Genomic DNA, 16,411 nt, shown 5'->3' with positions numbered 1-16,411 from the left:
CCCGACGAACAGGAACGAGCAATGACCGAGAACGTGGGACCCATCGACGCGTCCGTGAACCCCCGCTACTCCGGTATCGCGACCTTCGCGCGGCTGCCGCGGATCGAAGACGTGCCCCGCGCCGACATCGCCGTCGTGGGCATCCCGTTCGACTCCGGGGTGAGCTACCGCCCGGGCACCCGGTTCGGTCCGTCGCACGTGCGCGAGTCGTCGCGCCTGCTGCGGCCGTACAACCCGGCGCAGGACGTGTCGCCGTTCGCGATCGCGCAGGTGGTGGATGCCGGTGACATCCCGGTCAATCCGTTCGATCTGACCGAGGCCGTGACCGAGGTCGAGCGCGCGGCGCTGGCGCTCGGCGAGCAGGTGCAGCGCATCGTCACGATCGGCGGGGATCACACGGTCGCGCTGCCGCTGCTGCGGGCGGTCGCCGCGAAGCACGGCCCCGTCGCGGTGCTGCACTTCGACGCGCACCTCGACACGTGGGACACCTACTTCGGCGCACCCATCACGCACGGCACGCCCTTCCGCCGGGCGAGCGAGGAGGGGCTGATCGACCTCACCGCGAGCTGCCACGTCGGCACCCGCGGCCCCCTGTACTCGAAGCAGGACCTCGAGGACGACGAGCGCCTGGGCTTCTCCATCGTGTCGAGCGAGTACATCGAGGAGCACGGCGTCGAGGCCGGCATCGCCCGCATCCTGCAGCGCATCGGCGACAAGCCGCTGTACGTGTCGATCGACATCGACGTGCTCGACCCCGCGCACGCGCCCGGCACCGGCACCCCCGAGGCCGGCGGACTCACCAGCCGCGAGCTGCTGCGGATCCTGCGGGCGCTGAAATCGCAGAACATCGTCGGTGCGGACGTGGTCGAGGTGTCGCCCGCCTACGACCACGCGCAGATGACCGGCATCGCCGCGAGCCACGTGGTCTACGAGCTCGTGACCCTGCTGGCCGCCCGCCTCGCCGCCTGACCCCGCCTCACCGCCTGACCGCGCCGCACCGCCGGAGCCGCCGCCTCCGGCCTCACGTGTACGACGCGGCGAGCATCTCGGCGAAGAGCTCCTCGGCGTCGCACTCCACGCGGCGCCGGGCGAACCAGTCGCAGATGTTCACGCAGTCGCGGTGCAGCAGGTCGAGTCCCTGCGGGTTCGCGATGATGTCGACGATCTGCGGGAGGTCGATCACCCGCACCCGACCCTCGTGCACGAGCAGGTTGTAGGCCGAGAGGTCGCCGTGGGCGAAGCCTGCCGCGGCGAAGATCCGCATCAGGTCGACCACCTGTGCGTAGTACCCCTGCAGCTCGGCGCGGTCGCCGCGTGCCTGGGCCAGGCGTGGCGCGGCCGTGCCCTCGGCGTCGCCGAGGAACTCCATCAGCACCTCGGTGCCGTTCACCTGCACGGGATAGGGCACCGGCGCCCCGAGCTCCCACATCCGGCACAGCGCCTCGAACTCGGCGAACGACCACTGCGCGGCGGCGACCTCGCGTCCGTGCTCCGACTTCCGGGCGAGGGCGCGCGCGTCGCGGGTGTTCCGGGTGCTGCGGCCCTCGGTGTAGACCGACGAGCGGTGGAAGCTGCGGTGCTCGGCGCTGCGGTAGCGCTTCGCCGCGAGCAGGGTGCGCTGCGCGGGGTCGCCGGGGACCGCGCGTTCCAGCAGGAACACGTCGGCCTCCTTGCCGGTCTTGAGGATGCCGCGCTCGGTGTCGAGCGCGCCGGCCGAGGTCACCACCCAGGCCGGCCACGGCTCGGGGCCGCGCTCGGACGGGGTGATCGCCGGCCACGTGGACCAGCGCTGGCCCTCACCGGGATCGACGTCGGCGAAGGAGAGTTCGGTCTCGAGGGTTTCGAACGCGGTGGGATCGAAGGCGGATGCATCGAAGGACGCGGCTTCCGAGGAAGCGAAGAGATCAGACAAGGTGTGGCTCCGGGAGCGGGAGGCCACGCCAGGATCAGGAGCGGGTGGCCTCGGAGGGAAGGTGGTCGGCGGTGAGCGCGACAACGACGATGTTCATGTCCTCGGCTCCTTCCGCTCGGGCTTCCCGGGCCGGTCCCGGTGCGTCGTCGAGCCTAGGGCGTGCGCGTCGGGCTTGTCCAGACCCGGCGGCTGCCCGAGCGCTCAGCCGAGAGTCTTCGGCGGGATGACCCGCACGAGCACGCCGCCGCCCTCGCCGCCGATGGCAGCGACCCACGACGTTCCGGTCCAAGCGGCCGCATTCACCCCGCACAGGAAGGGCAGCGGCTGCTCCGTTCCGTCAGCGCTCACCCTCAGCGCATCCGGGCGCAGCACCGCCTCACAGCTCGAACGCTGCTCGACCAGGACGCGCGCCGCCGCGGATCCGCCGACGACGACGCCGCGGACGCTCGACTCCTCGGCGGTTCCGCCCCACCACAGTGCCGTCCCGTCGGGGCGCACGGCGACCTTCGGGAAGTCGGCGGTCTGCGGATCGCTGCTCAGCTCCGACCCGTCGCTGTCGAGCACGATCCGCGCCGACGGGGTGGCCAGGTGGATGCGGCCGGCGGCGTCGACGTCGAGCGCGACCGGCGGGACACCGGGTCGGGCGGCCCACGCGTCGGTCAGCGCGAGCGGCGCGCGGTGGAGGAGCGCGCGCGAACCGTCATCCAGGTCGATGCGCAGCACCTCGAGATCGAGGTACGCGGACGGGTCGGGCTGGGTGCGCACCAGGATGGCGTCCCCGTCGTGCACGGCCACGTCGGCGAACGCGAAGTCTTCCAGCCCGTCGGCGGAGATATCGCGCATCGTGAGGGTGCTCATGTCGACGACGGACAGCACCGCGGGATCGTTGCGGATCACGACGAACTCGTCCGGCGCGACGGCCGCCATCGACTCGATGTCGGAGAGAGGATCCTCGGGCTTCGTGCCGAAACGTGCGATGGTCTCGCCTCCGGCACCGATGTGCAGCCACGACCCCGACGCCGTCGCCCAGAATCCGCCTTCCTCGTCGGCTGCGACGACCGACACCCCGAGGCCCACGTCGACCAGCTCCCTCTGGTCGTCCGCGAATGGACGGTCCGCGAAGAACGTGTCGTCCGGACGTCCGGTGCCTCGGGAATCGAAGGGGATCGGCTCCAGCGTCCATTCGTCCGGCCCCACCTCGGGCGCGCATCCGGCGAGGAGCCCGACCGCGAGGATGGCACCGAGGAGGGGCAGCATCCGCCTGTTCGTCCGACCGTCGACTCGCATGTTTCCCACCCTGGAGTCTTCGGATGGGAACTCGGTGAAGACCCGCTGGCCGTCTGCCCGACGCGTCGGACGATCGGTCGGTTGCCCCGGACGACCGGTCGGGCGACGGCATCCGGATGCTGCGAACGTGGAACCATGACCACGACAGCGCCCGTTCCCACTCTGCCGACCTCGGCGGCCTCCCGCATCCGCTACGGCGGACTGATCGTCCTGATGCTGATGGGCTTCCTGCTGGTCACGGCCGAGTTCCTCCCCAACGGCGTGCTCACCGAGATGGCGGACGGCCTGGGGGTCACCCCCGGTCAGGCCGGGCAGACCGTGACCGTGACCGCGCTGGTCGGCCTCATCGTGGCTCCCACCGTCGGACTCGTCTTCCCGCGCCTCGACCGGCGATCGCTGCTGGTGTGGATGGCGCTCGCCGCCGCCGTGTCGAACCTGATCGTGGCGATCGCCCCGAACCTGATCATCGTGCTGCTGGCGCGCTTCCTGCTGGGGGCGGCGATCAGCGCGTTCTGGGCGATGTCGATCACGGTCGCCGCGCGTCTCGCGGGACCGGCCAACCTCGGTCTCGGCGTCATGTTCACCTCCGCCGGCGTCTCGCTGGCGACGGTCGCCGGCGTGCCGCTCGGTGTGATGCTCAGCGAGCTCGTCGACTGGCGGATGGTCTTCGCCCTCGCCGGCGGATTCATGATCGTCCTCGCGGTGGTCCTGCGGTTCGCCCTGCCCTCGGTGCCGGCGGAGCGGGCGTCGAGCCTGCGCCTGCTCGTCGACACGCTGCGCCGCCCCGGCATCGGGCTCGGCATGGTCGGACACGTCCTCGTGGTGCTCGGGCACTTCCTCGCGTACACCTACGTGCGTCTGGCCCTGGAGCGGATCCCGGAGGTCGACCCCTCGACGATCGTCGTGCTCCTCGCCCTGTTCGGCGTCGGGGGTCTGCTCGGCAACATCACGATCGGACTCGTGATCGACCGCACGTTCGCCTTCTTCGCCGTGTTCGCTCCGGCCGTGATCGCCGTGTCCGTGATCTCGATGATCCTGTTCTCCGGATCGATCGTGGGCGTCGGCATCGTCGTGCTGGTGTGGGGCTTCTTCTTCTCGTCCTGGCTGATCGTCGCCAACACCTGGGTCGGGCACCGGATGCCGGATCGCCTCGAAGCCGGCGGCAGCCTCGTCGTGGTGGGCTTCCAGGGCGCGATCACGCTCGCGGCCGGCATCGGCGGACTGCTCGTCGACACCCTGAACGTCGAGCTGGTCTACGTGATCGGCGCCGTCGCGCTGGTCGCCGGGGCCGTGCTCTTCGGCGCGTCGAACCGCGTCAGCAGCCGAGCCTGACGGCCATCGGACCGCACGCGATCACGGTGTCAGGCCGGGATCGGCGTGCGGTTCGCCATCCGCCAGGAGGACGGGGTGAGGCCGGTGCGGCGTCGGAACGCGCGGCTGAACCCCTCGTCGGAGGCGTAGCCCAGTTCGCGCGAGATCTCTGACACGCTCCGTCCGGCGTCGAGCATCCGCTTCGCCGCATCCACGCGCACCTCGGTGACGTAGTCGGCGGGGGAGCGGCCGACCGCGGTGCGGAACCGCTCCGCGAAGGTCGAGCGCGACATGGCGCCGATGGCGGCGAGGCGCTCGACCGTCCAGTCGCGGCCCGGCTCCTCGTGGATGGCGTCCACGACGCGGTCGAGGAACGGGTCGTTCGACAGCGAAGGCCACCCGGAGGGGGCGCAGCCGTTCGCCGCCCAGGCGCGGATGACCGACAGCAGCACGGTCGTCGCCATCATGCGGCAGATCACCGGGTCGCCCTGGCGTGCGGGGAGGACGGTGTGGTCGATCACGCCCATGTTCAGGGCGAGGGCCGCCGCGGCAGGCTCGATGGCGTCGAACCCGGTGACGGTCAGGAACGACGGCAGCAGCGCGGGCAGCGGCGATGCCGCGTCCGCGAGCACGATGTCGGCGATCATGAGACTCGTGTCGTCCTGCGCCTCGAGGGCGAAGGAGGATCCGCCGAGCGCGAGGAACGCGTCGCCGGCGACGAGGAGGTCGCGGCGGCTCTGCGGGTCGAGGGTGAGGCGGTGCGAGCCGGGATCGACGTCGAGACGGCAGGTGTCCCCGAGCGGAGGATGCCCGGTCACGCGGCCCTCGGCGATGTACACGAGGGTGATGGTGCCGGACGGGATCGGCAGCAGCGTACCGGCCGCCAGAGCGGTGCGGCGGCCGATGCCGACGCGGAGGTCGACGGCGCCGAGCACCTGCGAGATCGCATCCGGGTCCACTGTCACCATGCCTTCGGCAACACCCTCGCGCCGCCCGGTATTCCGGGGCGGACATCTTCCCTCCTCGGAGGGCGGAACGGCGCGCATCGTCCTGGCGGCCTCAACCATTCGGTTGATTCGAGGCGGATCGCGGCCGGATACGGTGGAAGGACCCCACCCGAGGAGTCCCGCGTGTTCCGCACCCCCGACCGTCTGTTCCGAGTTCTCGCGATCGCGGAGGCGATCACCTGGACGATCCTGATCGCCGCGATCATCGCCCGCGCCGTCGGCGCCCCGGGGATCGTGGTGACCGTGGGCGGCGGCATCCACGGATTCGTGTTCCTGGCCTACGCGGCGGCGGCGATCCTGGTCGCACTGAACCAGCGCTGGCACGTCGGCGTCGGTGCGCTCGCCGTGGTGAGCGCGGTCATCCCCTACGCCACGATCCCGACCGAGATCTGGCTGCATCGCACGGCGCGGCTCGACGGCTCCTGGCGCCTCGAGGCGACCGACGACCCGCGGGATCGCCGCTGGTACGACCGGCTGATGCGCTGGTTCCTGCAGCGTCCGTGGGTGCTCGCGGTGCTGCTGGCCGTCGGCATCGTCGCGCTGTACGTGATCCTGCTGCTGGTCGGTCCTCCCGGCGGCAAGTGAGTCCGGGGCGTTTCGGCCCGGCGCCCGGTCAGGGCGTGACGACGATCGCGCTCGCCTCGTTGACCGCGTCCATCGTGGCCTCGGCGTCTCCGGCGGTGCAGTCCACGATCGTGTAGAGGCTCGCCCCGGTCCGGGTGAACGTCCGCGCGGCCATGAGCCAGGTGCGGCTGCCCTCCTGCCCGACGACCTGGCGCATCTCGACCCCGCCGTTCCCACCGGCCATGTAGCTGAACTCGCCGGTGGTCGCGAGCGGGGTGACCTCGGCCGTCGACGTCTGCAGCAGCAGGGCGAGGACCGCGTCCGATGACGCGCTGTCGTCGCCCGGGACGATCTGCAGGTCGCCGATGTCGCCCTGCCAGAACCGCACCGTGCAGGTGCCGTCGACCGTGCCGTAGGTCCATCCGCCGTTGCCGTCGTCCGGCGACACGATTTCCCAGGAGTCGTCGACGATGAGGCCGTCGCCCCACTCGATGCGGGCGGTGCTCGACAGGTCGAGGCCCTCGTCGAACGTCAGCGTCGAGCCCGGTGCGCCGTCGACCGGGGCATCCGTTCCCGTGCCGGGCGCCGTCGCCGCCGACTCCGGGGGGATCTGCGCGTACAGACATCCGCTCAGCGGCAGGATCGTGAGCGCGGCGAGCGCGGTCGCGGCCAGGCGCAGGGTGAGGGTCGAGGTGCGCGTCATGCCGGTCAGCCTAGCCGCGGCCTCCGCCACGCGCCCGCACCCGTCAGTGCGCGGTGGCCACGCCGATGGAGTCGTGCACGATGACGGCGGCGGCGCGGGCGCCCGCCCCGGCCGCGACGATCAGCTGCTGCGGTCCCGGTGCGGCCGCGTCTCCGGCGGCGTACAGACCGGGGACGTCGGTGCGGCCGGAACCGTCGGTGAGCAGGTGCCCGGAATCGTCCAGCGACGGCGCGATCCCGTCGAGGAACGACAGGGTGCTCTCCCACTCCGGCCGCACGAAACCGCCGTCGACGGAGACTGCCGTGCCGTCGACGAGACCGATCTCCTCGAGGCGGCCGCGGTCTCCCCGGAGCTCGAGGATCGGCTGGCGGCGCACCGCGATCCCGGCGGCGGCGAGCTCCTCCTCCTCGCTCGCGGTCACGACGTCCGCACCATGGGTGAACACGGTGAGGCTCTCGGTCCAGCGGCCGATCAGCCGCGCGCGGTCGGCGATGTCCGGTGTCTCGCCGATGAGCGCGAGGCGCCGCCCCTGCAGCTCCCAGGCGTCGCATGCGGCGCAGCTGAACAGGCTCATGCCGTAGAAGCCGCGCAGGTTCGGCACGGCGGGGAGGGACTCGCGGAGCCCGCTGGCCAGCAGCACGGCTCGGGCCGACACCGTCGCCTCCGTCTCCCGTCGTCCGATGTCCGCCGCGAACCCGTCGCCCTGCCGGCGGAGCGCGAACACGCGGGTCCGCGAGCGCACCTCGACGTCCGGATAGGCGGCGAGCTCCTCACGCGCGAGGCGCCGCAGCTCCTGCGGCGGGATGCCGTCACGCGTGAGGAACCCGTGCGAACGCAGCGTGGCGGCGTTGCGCGGACGATCGGCGTCGACCACGAGTACCCGCGCCAGCGAGCGTCCGAGGTTGAGCGCAGCCGAGAGGCCGGCCGGGCCCCCGCCCACGACGAGCACGTCGTACTCGGTGTGCTCCTCGGTCAGCCGTGTCGCCGGTGCCGTCATCCGCGTCGTCCTTCCGGAAGGGCGGGTCCATCGCGCGGCATCGGCCGAGGCGACGCCGCCGGGCGGCCGGTTAGGCTCGCCTTACTCCTATCCTGCCACCGTTCCCGGAGTCGGACCCCGGGCGTCGCTCAGGCGCGCCGGACGGGTTGCTGCAACTCGGTGACCCAGTCGGACTGGTCGTCGGAGACCGCGCGCACGTACAGCTCTCGACAGGGGCCGTCGTGCACGAGGCCGCGGGCGAGGATCTCGGTGTGGATGGCGTGCCAGCTCTCGGAGATCCGCTCCATCGACCCGAGATGGATGCCGCACACGGCATCGGCCGCGGCGGGGAGCTCGACGATCTCGAATCCGTCTCCGGCCTCCCCGGCGTACGTGTATCCGACGATGACCTCCATCCCGTCGTCGAGCGTCGCGTACTGTGCGATCGGCGTCGCCAGCGAATGCTCATCGCCGATGATCTCCGCCACGGTATCGAAAGAGGGGCCCACGACGCCCGCGACGGCGGGCTGATCCCGGACGACGGTGCGGACCGCTGCGAGGCGGACGGCCGGGAGGGGCTTCTCGATGATCTCGATCTGTGACATGTGCTTCTCCTTCTCGATGAGGTGGAGGCGCCGCTCGACGTCGACGAGTCTCTCCGCGGCGATCCGGTGCTCCTGCTCGACCTCGGCGCGGCGGATCCGCAGCAGCGAGGCGATGCGCTCGGCATCGACGCCGCGGTCCAGGATCGCCGAGATGTCGTTGAGCCCGAAGCCCAGCTGGCGCAGGGCGACGATCCGGTGCAGTCGTTCCAGCTGCGAGGGGTCGTAGGAGCGGTAGCCGCTGAACTCGTCCACGTGGGCGGGGACGAGCAGGCCCGCCGTGTCCCAGTGCCGCAGCATGCGGTGGGTCACCTGGCCGATCTGCGCGAACGCTCCGATGGACAACATGTCTCCGTTCTCCCGTCTGCCACTGTGTCAGGGTCAAGTATCGCGTCGATGGGGGCGTGCGCCGGAGATCGCGGACCCGGATCGATGCCGCTCCGCACGCCGTTCCGGTATATCGCTTTTCCGCCCTGATCTGGCACTTCGAATGTCGGTGGCCCGTGGTTCGCTGAGGGTATGACGGCGCTGGCAGACGCAACCCTGGAGCAGGTGGATGCGCTCGCCGCGCTCACCGAGATGCTCGTCGAGGTCGAGCGCACGATCAGCAGTCTGCAGGCCGCACGCGACGGCATCCTGGCGGTGGGGTCACGGCTCGCGCTCGAGGTCGCCGAGCAGGGGGAGCACCCCGACCACGGAGAGATGTCGGCGCGCACCGTTGCCGCGGAGTTCGGCGCCGCGCTGCGGGTGAGCGATCGCACGGTGCAGCGCCGGATGGCGGATGCGGCGTGGGTCGTCGAGCGCTTCCCGCTGGTGTGGGAGGCGCAGGGCGCCGGGCGTCTCAGTGCTGCGCACGCGCGTGTCGTCTGCGAAGCGGGCGAGCACCTCGACGATGCCGCGAGTCGCGACGCCTATGCGGCCCAGATGATCGTCTTCGCCGAGACCGAGTCCCCGGCTCGGGTGGGGCGGATGGCTCGACGGGTGGCCGAGCGGTTCCAGGCGCGGTCGCTCGATGAGCGGCATGAAGACGCGCGGGAGAAGCGGGCCGTGTGGGTGAGAGACGTCGGCGACGGGATGACGCAGCTCGGGATGCTCGGTCCGTCCGCGCTGGTCCACGGTGCCTTCGAGCGATTGACCCGGATGGCCCAGGCAGTGCAGGAACGCGGGGCGGTGCAGGAACGCGATGAGGTGCAGGAGCGCGACTCCGCACAGGGGCGCGACTCCGCACAGGAGCGCGACTCCGCGCGGGAGCATCCCGACGTGGACGAGCGCACCGTCGTACAGCTCCGCACCGATATCGCCCTCGACCTGCTCCTCACCGGTGCTCCGGCCGGACATGATCTGCCCGACGGTCTGCTCGGGGCGATCCGCGGCTCCGTGTCCGTCACGGTTCCCGTCATGACGCTGATCGGGGTCGACGCGACACCGGCCGAGCTGAACGGCCGCATCCCGATCGACCCCGCCACGGCCCGCAGGCTCGCCGGCGCGGCGTCCGGATGGGACCGGATCCTCACCCACCCCGTCACCGGGGCGTTGCTCGCGGTCGACCGCTACCGACCCGGTGCGGAGCTGAGGCGGCACCTGAGTGCCAGGGATCAGCGCTGCCGATTCCCCACCTGCGGATACCCGCCCGCCGACTGCGACATCGATCATCATCAGGAGGCCGCGCTCGGGGGATCGACGACCGAATCGAACCTCGGCCACCTGTGCCGACGGCATCACATGCTCAAGCACCACTCGCCGTGGGTCGTCGAGGCTCTGGGCGGCGGTGTCTACGCGTGGACGAGCCCGACCGGGGCGGTCTACATCGACCGACCCCCACCACCGAACACCGTCACCTTCCGTGAGGCGTGCGAGGACCCGCCGTTCTGAGCGGCGGTGCCGAGCGCTCCTCGAACGCTCCTCGGAGGCTCCCCCGAGCACTCGCCGAAAGCTCCCGTGCAAAGTTGAGCCGACTCATATCAAGTTCATTTGACACCTCTCGACCCTCGGAGTACAGTTGAGTCATCACGACTCAGGTTTCCCTGATCGCCGCAGATTTCCGAACCACAACGAACTTCCAACAAAGGAGAGAACACATGGCACGTGCTGTCGGTATCGACCTCGGAACCACCAACTCCGTCGTCAGCGTCCTCGAGGGTGGCGAGCCCAAGGTCATCGCCAACGCCGAGGGCTTCCGCACGACCCCCTCGGTCGTGGCCTTCACCAAGGACGGGGAGGTGCTCGTCGGTGAGACCGCGAAGCGCCAGGCCGTCACCAACGTCGACCGGACGATCGCTTCCGTCAAGCGCCACATGGGCACCGACTGGAGCTTCGACGTCGACGGCAAGAAGTGGACGCCGCAGGAGATCTCCGCGCGCATCCTCATGAAGCTGAAGCGCGACGCCGAGGCGTACCTGGGCGACACGGTGACCGACGCGGTCATCACCGTCCCCGCGTACTTCAACGACGCCGAGCGTCAGGCCACCAAGGAGGCCGGCGAGATCTCGGGCCTCAACGTCCTGCGCATCATCAACGAGCCGACGGCGGCCGCTCTGGCCTACGGCCTCGACAAGGGCAAGGAAGACGAGCTCATCCTGGTCTTCGACCTGGGTGGCGGAACGTTCGACGTCTCGCTGCTCGAGGTGGGCAAGGACGACGACTTCTCCACGATCCAGGTGCGCTCGACCGCCGGTGACAACCGCCTCGGTGGAGACGACTGGGACCAGCGTCTCGTCGACTACCTGATCAAGCAGTTCAAGGAGACCACGGGCGTCGACGTCTCGGGTGACAAGATCGCCCTGCAGCGTCTCAAGGAGGCTGCGGAGCAGGCGAAGAAGGAGCTCTCCTCCTCGACCTCGACCAGCATCAACCTGCCGTACCTGTCGCTGACGGAGTCCGGCCCGGTGTCGCTGTCCGAGACCATCACCCGCGCGAAGTTCGAGGACCTCACGAAGGACCTGCTCGACCGCACCAAGAAGCCGTTCGAGGATGTCATCCGCGAAGCCGGCATCAAGGTGTCCGAGATCGACCACATCGTGCTCGTCGGTGGATCCACGCGTATGCCCGCCGTCGCCGAGCTCGTCAAGCGCGAGACCGGCAAGGACGCGAACAAGGGCGTCAACCCGGACGAGGTCGTCGCCGTCGGCGCCGCTCTCCAGGCCGGTGTCCTCAAGGGCGAGCGCAAGGACGTTCTCCTCATCGACGTCACCCCGCTGAGCCTCGGTATCGAGACCAAGGGCGGCATGATGACCAAGCTCATCGAGCGCAACACGGCCATCCCGACCAAGCGCAGCGAGACCTTCACCACGGCCGACGACAACCAGCCGTCCGTCGCGATCCAGGTCTTCCAGGGCGAGCGTGACTTCACGCGCGACAACAAGCCGCTCGGCACGTTCGAGCTGACGGGTATCGCCCCGGCTCCCCGTGGCATCCCGCAGATCGAGGTCACCTTCGACATCGACGCCAACGGCATCGTGCACGTGTCCGCCAAGGACAAGGGGACCGGCACCGAGAAGTCGATCGTCATCTCCGGCGGCTCCTCGCTGTCGAAGGAAGACATCGAGCGCATGGTCCGCGAGGCCGAGGAGCACGCGGCCGAGGACAAGGCGCGCCGTGAGGCCGCCGAGGTCCGCAACCAGGCCGAGACGCTCGCGTACTCGATCGACAAGCTCATCACCGAGAACGACGACAAGCTGCCCGAAGACGTGAAGACCGAGGTCAAGGCCGACGTCGACGCGCTCAAGACGGCGCTGGCCGGCGAAGACGACGAGGCCGTGAAGACCGCGTTCGACAAGCTCAACCAGTCGCAGTCCAAGCTCGGCGAGGCCATCTACGCCTCCTCGCAGGCGGATGCCGCTCCCGGCGCTTCGGCTGACGGCGAGGCCCCGGCCGGTGACGCTCCCTCCTCCGAGGAAGACGTCATCGACGCCGAGGTCGTCGACGACGAGGACGAGAAGAAGTAATCATGACGGACAAGAACTTCGACGAGAACCAGTTTCCTGAGTCCGCCGAAGGTCGCAGCGAGGGGTCGGATGCTCAGGCATCCGGCCCCGCGCCGCAGAACCCGGACTCCCGCGAGGCGAAGGCTGCCGAGGGGGCGGACGAGACTCCTGTCGACGGTGCCGACGACGACCTCACGGTCGACGACATCCTCGGTGCCACGCAGACCGGCGAGGCCGCGGCGGAAGACGCCGTGCTCGCCGACCTCGAGTCGACGCTGCTGAACGACCTCAAGCGCCTCCAGGCCGAGTACGCCAACTACCGTCGCCGCACCGAGGAGCAGCGCCAGGTCGAGATCGAGCGGGCGAAGGGCGAGGCCGCCAAGGGCCTCATCCCCGTGCTCGACGACCTCGACCGCGCCGCCCAGCACGGCGATCTCGTGGAGGGCACGCCCTTCGCCGTGATCGCCGAGAAGGTGCGCGTGGTCGTGGAGCGTCTCGGAGTGGTCGCGTACGGCGAGAAGGGCGAGGAATTCGACCCGCAGCGCCACGAGGCCATCTTCCAGCAGCCGACCCCCGGCGCCGAGAAGACCACGATCCTCGAGGTCGTCGAGGTGGGCTACCGCCTCGGTGACGTCGAGCTGCGTCCCGCGAAGGTCGTCGTCGCTGTCCCTGCGGAGTAGGTGATCGATGGCCAGCCAGGATTGGTTCGACAAGGACTTCTACAAGACCCTCGGGGTCTCCAAGGACGTCAGCGATGCGGATCTGAAGAAGACGTATCGCAAGCTCGCGCGGAAGTACCACCCGGACTCCAATCAGGGTGATGCCAAGGCCGAGGCGAAGTTCAAGGAGATCAGCGAGGCCTACTCGGTGCTCTCCGACGCCGAACAGCGCAAGGAGTACGACGAGATCCGCGCCATGGGCTCCGGCGCCCGCTTCACGGCGGGCGGTCAGGGCGCCGGCGGGTTCGAAGACGTGTTCAGCCGGTTCGGCCAGCAGGGCCGTGGGCAGACCGCGGACTTCGAGGACATCTTCGCGATGTTCAACCAGGGTCAGGGCGCGAGCTTCGGCAACGGTCGCTTCGGGCAGCCGAGCGGCGGGTATCGCGGCTTCGGCGGTCCGCAGCGCGGCGCCGACGTCACGGCGCGCACCACGCTCGACTTCGTCACCGCCGTGCAGGGCGAGACGATCTCCCTGCAGGGCGAGGACGGCAAGCCGTTCAAGGTGAAGATCCCCGCGGGCGTCGCCGACGGACAGAAGATCCGTCTGCGTGGCCGCGGTCGTCCCTCACCGGACGGCGGAGAGAGCGGTGACATCGTGGTGCAGATCGCGGTGCGTCCGCACCCGGTCTTCACCCGCGACGGTCTCAACCTGCGCGTCGTCGTCCCGGTGACGTTCACCGAGGCGACGCTCGGCGCGACGATCGAGGTCCCGACGCTCGGCGGCGACGTGGTCAAGCTCCGCGTCGCCCCCGGCACGCCCTCCGGGCGGGTGCTGCGTGTCAAGGGACGCGGAGTCGCGACCTCGAAGGGGACGGGCGACCTGCTCGCCGAGCTCCAGGTCGCGGTGCCGACGCACCTCGACGACGCCGCACGCGCGGCGCTGGAGAAGTTCCAGGAGCTGGAGCCCGAGGAGAACCCGCGGGCCGAGCTCATGGCGAAGGCACGGCGATGACCAGGCGCGCGCAGGGGCGCACGGCGGTCGTCGAGCGAGCGCAGCGAGACGAAACGCCTCACCCGCGTTTCGTCTCGCTGAGCTCCCCGCTCGACGACCGGAGTGTCCTCGACGACCGGAGTGTCCTCGACGACCGGAGTGTCCTCGGCGGCCGAGGTGTCCTCGGCGGCCGGGAGCCGAGGAGCCGATGATGGACGCCGACACCCCGGTGTTCGCGATCGCGGCCGCCGCCGAGCTCTCGGGCCTTCATCCCCAGACCCTGCGGCAGTACGACCGCATCGGGCTCGTGGTGCCCGGGCGCACCTCCGGCGGGTCGCGCCGCTACTCCACCCGCAACATCGAGCAGCTGCGCGAGGTCGCCCAGCTCTCCTCCGAAGGCGTGAGCCTTCCCGCGATCGCGCGCCTGCTCGATCTCGAAGACGAGAACCGGATGCTGCGCACCCGTGTCGCCATGCTCGAGGGCGCCCTGCGCACCGAGCGTGAGAGCCGTCCCGGTGTGCGCGTGTTCGCCGCCGGCTCCGCGGGCGTCGTGCCGATGCCGACCGGACGACGCATCCGCCGCTCGACCGACGTCGTGCTCTGGAACCCGCGCGGCAACGCCTAGCCGCCCGCGCGAGAGCACCCTCTCGCGCGGAGCGCCCGGTCAGTCGCCGACCCTCGTCCAGACGCCGCATCCCAGCGATGTGAACCCCACATCGTCGGGGTAGATCCGCACGTACTGGGTTCCGCCCGTCGTCAGGTAGTCGTTCTCGATGATCTCCTCGAACGTGCCGCCGAAACCGGACACGATCTCCCAGTAGCACCCGGCCTTCGCCGTCGTCGTGCCGTAGACGCCGGGCGCGAGGTGCACGTTCACGGCGTGGGTGCCGTTGCCGGCGGACCCGCTCAGGCTTCCGACGAGCTTCGTCCAGCGCCCGCACTGGGCATTGGTCTTGAAGAACCGGTCGGTCTTGGAGATCGTCACGATCACGCGGCCGGTCGTGGCGCGGAAGTCGTTCGCGATGATGCCGCTGAAGCTCGTGCCCGCAGAGGACCGACGCTCCCAGTAGCACCCGGGTTGCGGGCTCGCGAAGTAGGTTCCCGGGGCGATCCCGGATCCCACGCGATAGGTTCCGGCGCGGCTGATCGAGGGCGCGGGGGCGGCGATCTTCGCCGTCGCGAAGCTCGTGATGCCGGTGGCGGCGTAGCCGGTGGCGCGGCCGGTGACCGTCACGGTGACCGCCTTGCCGTAGTCGGTCGTCGACAGCCGATAGGTGCGTGCGGTGGCGCCGGGGATCGTGACGCCGTTGCGCTTCCACTGATACGTGAACGAGGCCTTCGGCGACCAGGCGGACACGCTCGCCGTCAGCACGGCACCCACCCGGGCGGTTCCGGAGATGCGGGGGCGCGGAGCCTTGGCGAACGGCTTGACCACGGCGGCCGTGGCGGCGCTCACGCTCTTGGTGGTGGTGTAGCCGGCGGAGACCGCGGTCACCTCGACCGTGATCCGCTTCTTCCAGTCCGCCGCGACGAGCTTGTACGTCGAGGCGGTGGCCCCGCGGATGGCCGACCCGTTGCGCAGCCAGCGATAGGTGAGCTTGGCGGAGGGGCTCCACGTGCCGGGGGAGACCTTGAGGGCGACCCCGATCTTCGCGGTGCCGACGATGGTCGGCTTCGGGGCGCTGCTGAACGCGCCGCTCCCGATCGTGCCACCCTCCGTGGTCGACTCCACGGAGATGTAGCCGTCACGGCTCGCCGTGAGCGCGAGCGTCAGCTTCTTCCCGAAGTCGGCCGTCCGCGGCGTGAAGGTGGTGCCGGTCCCGGCCACGACGCCGTCGACCACCCACGAGTACGAGATGGCGATCGCCTGCGGTTCGGTGATCGGAGCGCTGACCGTGAGCTCCGTCCCGACGCGCACCGTCCCGACGATCGTGGCGGGCTGGATGAGCGCGAGCGTGCCGATGAGCTCGTGGGCGTCGCTCGACACCGCGGTCTCGGCGTAGTCGGCATGACGCGCGATGACCGTGACCCCCACGAGGCGACCGACGTCGGAGGGCGAGAACGTGAACGTCGGGCTGTCCTGCTCGGCGCTCGGGACGCCGTCGACGGTGAAGGCGTAGGTGAGCACGGTGCCGTCCGGCCACGTACCGGGGTCGACCGTCACGGGCTGTCCGGCGACGATGAAGCTCGGAATCGTCGGCGTCCCCGTCGAGGGGAACTCCGGAGCATCGGCGGGCGGGTCGGCTTCGTCGGTGCCGTCCGGGACGGTGCCGGCGACGGAGCCGGTGCCGTTCGACACGCTGACGAGGTCGTCGGCGAACGCGGCAGCGCCCCCGCCGATGGTGGCCAGCGTCAGGCTCGCCACCGTCACGATGCTCACCGCGAATGCGCGGAACGGGCGCGCTCGGTCCCGTCGGACTCGTGTCACGATCGATCTCCCCCAGATTGGTCGCCACGACGTCACACGACGCGGTCC

At 70.4% G+C, this 16,411-nt stretch carries 15 protein-coding genes; 8 read left to right on the top strand and 7 right to left on the bottom strand.

All coding sequences use genetic code 11. The features are described 5' to 3' along the window. Positions 1-21: 21 nt before the first annotated feature. The gene (gene speB, locus MME74_RS16930) at positions 22-969 is read left to right on the top strand and encodes an agmatinase (protein ID WP_021201678.1); all 948 of its coding nucleotides are present in this window, start codon (positions 22-24) and stop codon (positions 967-969) included. Between the two features lie 52 nt (positions 970-1,021). Here speB and MME74_RS16925 read toward each other — a convergent pair whose 3' ends face one another. After that, positions 1,022-1,912 carry a serine protein kinase RIO gene (locus MME74_RS16925; protein ID WP_267416278.1) on the bottom strand — a complete coding sequence of 297 codons (891 nt, stop codon included), beginning with the start codon at positions 1,910-1,912 and terminating at the stop codon, positions 1,022-1,024. Between the two features lie 201 nt (positions 1,913-2,113). Beyond that, complete coding sequence (locus tag MME74_RS16920; RefSeq protein WP_267416276.1) at positions 2,114-3,199, bottom strand: hypothetical protein; 1,086 nt, start codon at positions 3,197-3,199, stop codon at positions 2,114-2,116. Between the two features lie 135 nt (positions 3,200-3,334). On the opposite strand from MME74_RS16920, the gene MME74_RS16915 reads away from it, so the two are divergent. After that, positions 3,335-4,531 (top strand): MFS transporter, encoded by a 1,197-nt coding sequence (locus MME74_RS16915; RefSeq protein WP_267416275.1) that lies wholly within the window; start codon positions 3,335-3,337, stop codon positions 4,529-4,531. Positions 4,532-4,560: 29 nt separating this feature from the next. Here the strand turns inward: MME74_RS16915 and MME74_RS16910 are convergent, their stop codons facing one another. Then, complete coding sequence (locus tag MME74_RS16910) at positions 4,561-5,478, bottom strand: helix-turn-helix domain-containing protein (protein WP_267416274.1); 918 nt, start codon at positions 5,476-5,478, stop codon at positions 4,561-4,563. Positions 5,479-5,640: 162 nt separating this feature from the next. Here MME74_RS16910 and MME74_RS16905 point away from each other — a divergent pair, with 162 nt between their 5' ends. Further along, positions 5,641-6,102 (top strand): DUF3817 domain-containing protein, encoded by a 462-nt coding sequence (locus tag MME74_RS16905; RefSeq protein WP_267416273.1) that lies wholly within the window; start codon positions 5,641-5,643, stop codon positions 6,100-6,102. Positions 6,103-6,130: 28 nt separating this feature from the next. On the opposite strand, the gene MME74_RS16900 is transcribed toward MME74_RS16905, so the two are convergent. From MME74_RS16900 to MME74_RS16890, 3 genes are all read right to left on the bottom strand, one after another. Beyond that, the gene (locus MME74_RS16900; protein WP_267416272.1) at positions 6,131-6,784 is read right to left on the bottom strand and encodes a hypothetical protein; all 654 of its coding nucleotides are present in this window, start codon (positions 6,782-6,784) and stop codon (positions 6,131-6,133) included. 43 nt (positions 6,785-6,827) lie between these two features. Then, entirely contained in the window at positions 6,828-7,781 is a 954-nt protein-coding gene (locus MME74_RS16895; RefSeq protein WP_267416271.1) for an NAD(P)/FAD-dependent oxidoreductase, read from the bottom strand. A 128-nt stretch (positions 7,782-7,909) separates the two neighbouring features. After that, positions 7,910-8,710, bottom strand: a complete 801-nt coding sequence (locus tag MME74_RS16890; RefSeq protein ID WP_267416270.1) for a MerR family transcriptional regulator — start codon at positions 8,708-8,710, stop codon at positions 7,910-7,912. 171 nt (positions 8,711-8,881) lie between these two features. Between MME74_RS16890 and MME74_RS16885 the strand changes: the two genes are divergently transcribed. From MME74_RS16885 to MME74_RS16865, 5 genes are all read left to right on the top strand, one after another. Further along, complete coding sequence (locus MME74_RS16885; RefSeq protein ID WP_267416269.1) at positions 8,882-10,234, top strand: HNH endonuclease signature motif containing protein; 1,353 nt, start codon at positions 8,882-8,884, stop codon at positions 10,232-10,234. A gap of 206 nt (positions 10,235-10,440) precedes the next feature. Then, positions 10,441-12,306: a molecular chaperone DnaK gene (gene dnaK / locus MME74_RS16880; protein WP_267416268.1), complete on the top strand. Its 1,866-nt coding sequence runs from the start codon at positions 10,441-10,443 to the stop codon at positions 12,304-12,306. A gap of 2 nt (positions 12,307-12,308) precedes the next feature. Continuing rightward, complete coding sequence (locus MME74_RS16875; RefSeq protein ID WP_267416267.1) at positions 12,309-12,965, top strand: nucleotide exchange factor GrpE; 657 nt, start codon at positions 12,309-12,311, stop codon at positions 12,963-12,965. Between the two features lie 7 nt (positions 12,966-12,972). Then, a complete protein-coding gene (locus tag MME74_RS16870) occupies positions 12,973-13,956 on the top strand; it encodes a DnaJ C-terminal domain-containing protein (protein WP_267416266.1) in 984 nt (327 codons plus the stop codon). A 190-nt stretch (positions 13,957-14,146) separates the two neighbouring features. Beyond that, the gene (locus MME74_RS16865) at positions 14,147-14,560 is read left to right on the top strand and encodes a heat shock protein transcriptional repressor HspR (RefSeq protein WP_267416265.1); all 414 of its coding nucleotides are present in this window, start codon (positions 14,147-14,149) and stop codon (positions 14,558-14,560) included. A gap of 39 nt (positions 14,561-14,599) precedes the next feature. On the opposite strand, the gene MME74_RS16860 is transcribed toward MME74_RS16865, so the two are convergent. After that, on the bottom strand, positions 14,600-16,315 hold the full coding sequence (locus MME74_RS16860; protein ID WP_267416264.1) for a hypothetical protein: 1,716 nt from the start codon (positions 16,313-16,315) through the stop codon (positions 14,600-14,602). Positions 16,316-16,411 lie beyond the last annotated feature (96 nt).

The sequence above is a fragment of the Microbacterium oxydans genome (assembly GCF_026559675.1).
In the GTDB taxonomy this organism is placed as follows: Bacteria; Actinomycetota; Actinomycetes; order Actinomycetales; family Microbacteriaceae; genus Microbacterium; species Microbacterium oxydans_D.
Note: the sequence above shows the minus strand (reverse complement) of the source record. Positions and strands in the feature narration are given on the sequence as shown.

Bases quoted from the DNA above. Each gene is read 5' to 3' on its own strand.
- MME74_RS16870 (WP_267416266.1), top strand. From the start codon at position 12,973: ATGGCCAGCCAGGATTGGTTCGACAAGGACTTCTACAAGACCCTCGGG.
- MME74_RS16900 (WP_267416272.1), bottom strand. From the start codon at position 6,784: ATGACGCGCACCTCGACCCTCACCCTGCGCCTGGCCGCGACCGCGCTC.
- MME74_RS16895 (WP_267416271.1), bottom strand. From the start codon at position 7,781: ATGACGGCACCGGCGACACGGCTGACCGAGGAGCACACCGAGTACGAC.
- dnaK (WP_267416268.1), top strand. From the start codon at position 10,441: ATGGCACGTGCTGTCGGTATCGACCTCGGAACCACCAACTCCGTCGTC.
- MME74_RS16910 (WP_267416274.1), bottom strand. From the start codon at position 5,478: ATGGTGACAGTGGACCCGGATGCGATCTCGCAGGTGCTCGGCGCCGTC.
- MME74_RS16920 (WP_267416276.1), bottom strand. From the start codon at position 3,199: ATGCGAGTCGACGGTCGGACGAACAGGCGGATGCTGCCCCTCCTCGGT.
- speB (WP_021201678.1), top strand. From the start codon at position 22: ATGACCGAGAACGTGGGACCCATCGACGCGTCCGTGAACCCCCGCTAC.
- MME74_RS16885 (WP_267416269.1), top strand. From the start codon at position 8,882: ATGACGGCGCTGGCAGACGCAACCCTGGAGCAGGTGGATGCGCTCGCC.
- MME74_RS16875 (WP_267416267.1), top strand. From the start codon at position 12,309: ATGACGGACAAGAACTTCGACGAGAACCAGTTTCCTGAGTCCGCCGAA.
- MME74_RS16890 (WP_267416270.1), bottom strand. From the start codon at position 8,710: ATGTTGTCCATCGGAGCGTTCGCGCAGATCGGCCAGGTGACCCACCGC.
- MME74_RS16915 (WP_267416275.1), top strand. From the start codon at position 3,335: ATGACCACGACAGCGCCCGTTCCCACTCTGCCGACCTCGGCGGCCTCC.
- MME74_RS16865 (WP_267416265.1), top strand. From the start codon at position 14,147: ATGGACGCCGACACCCCGGTGTTCGCGATCGCGGCCGCCGCCGAGCTC.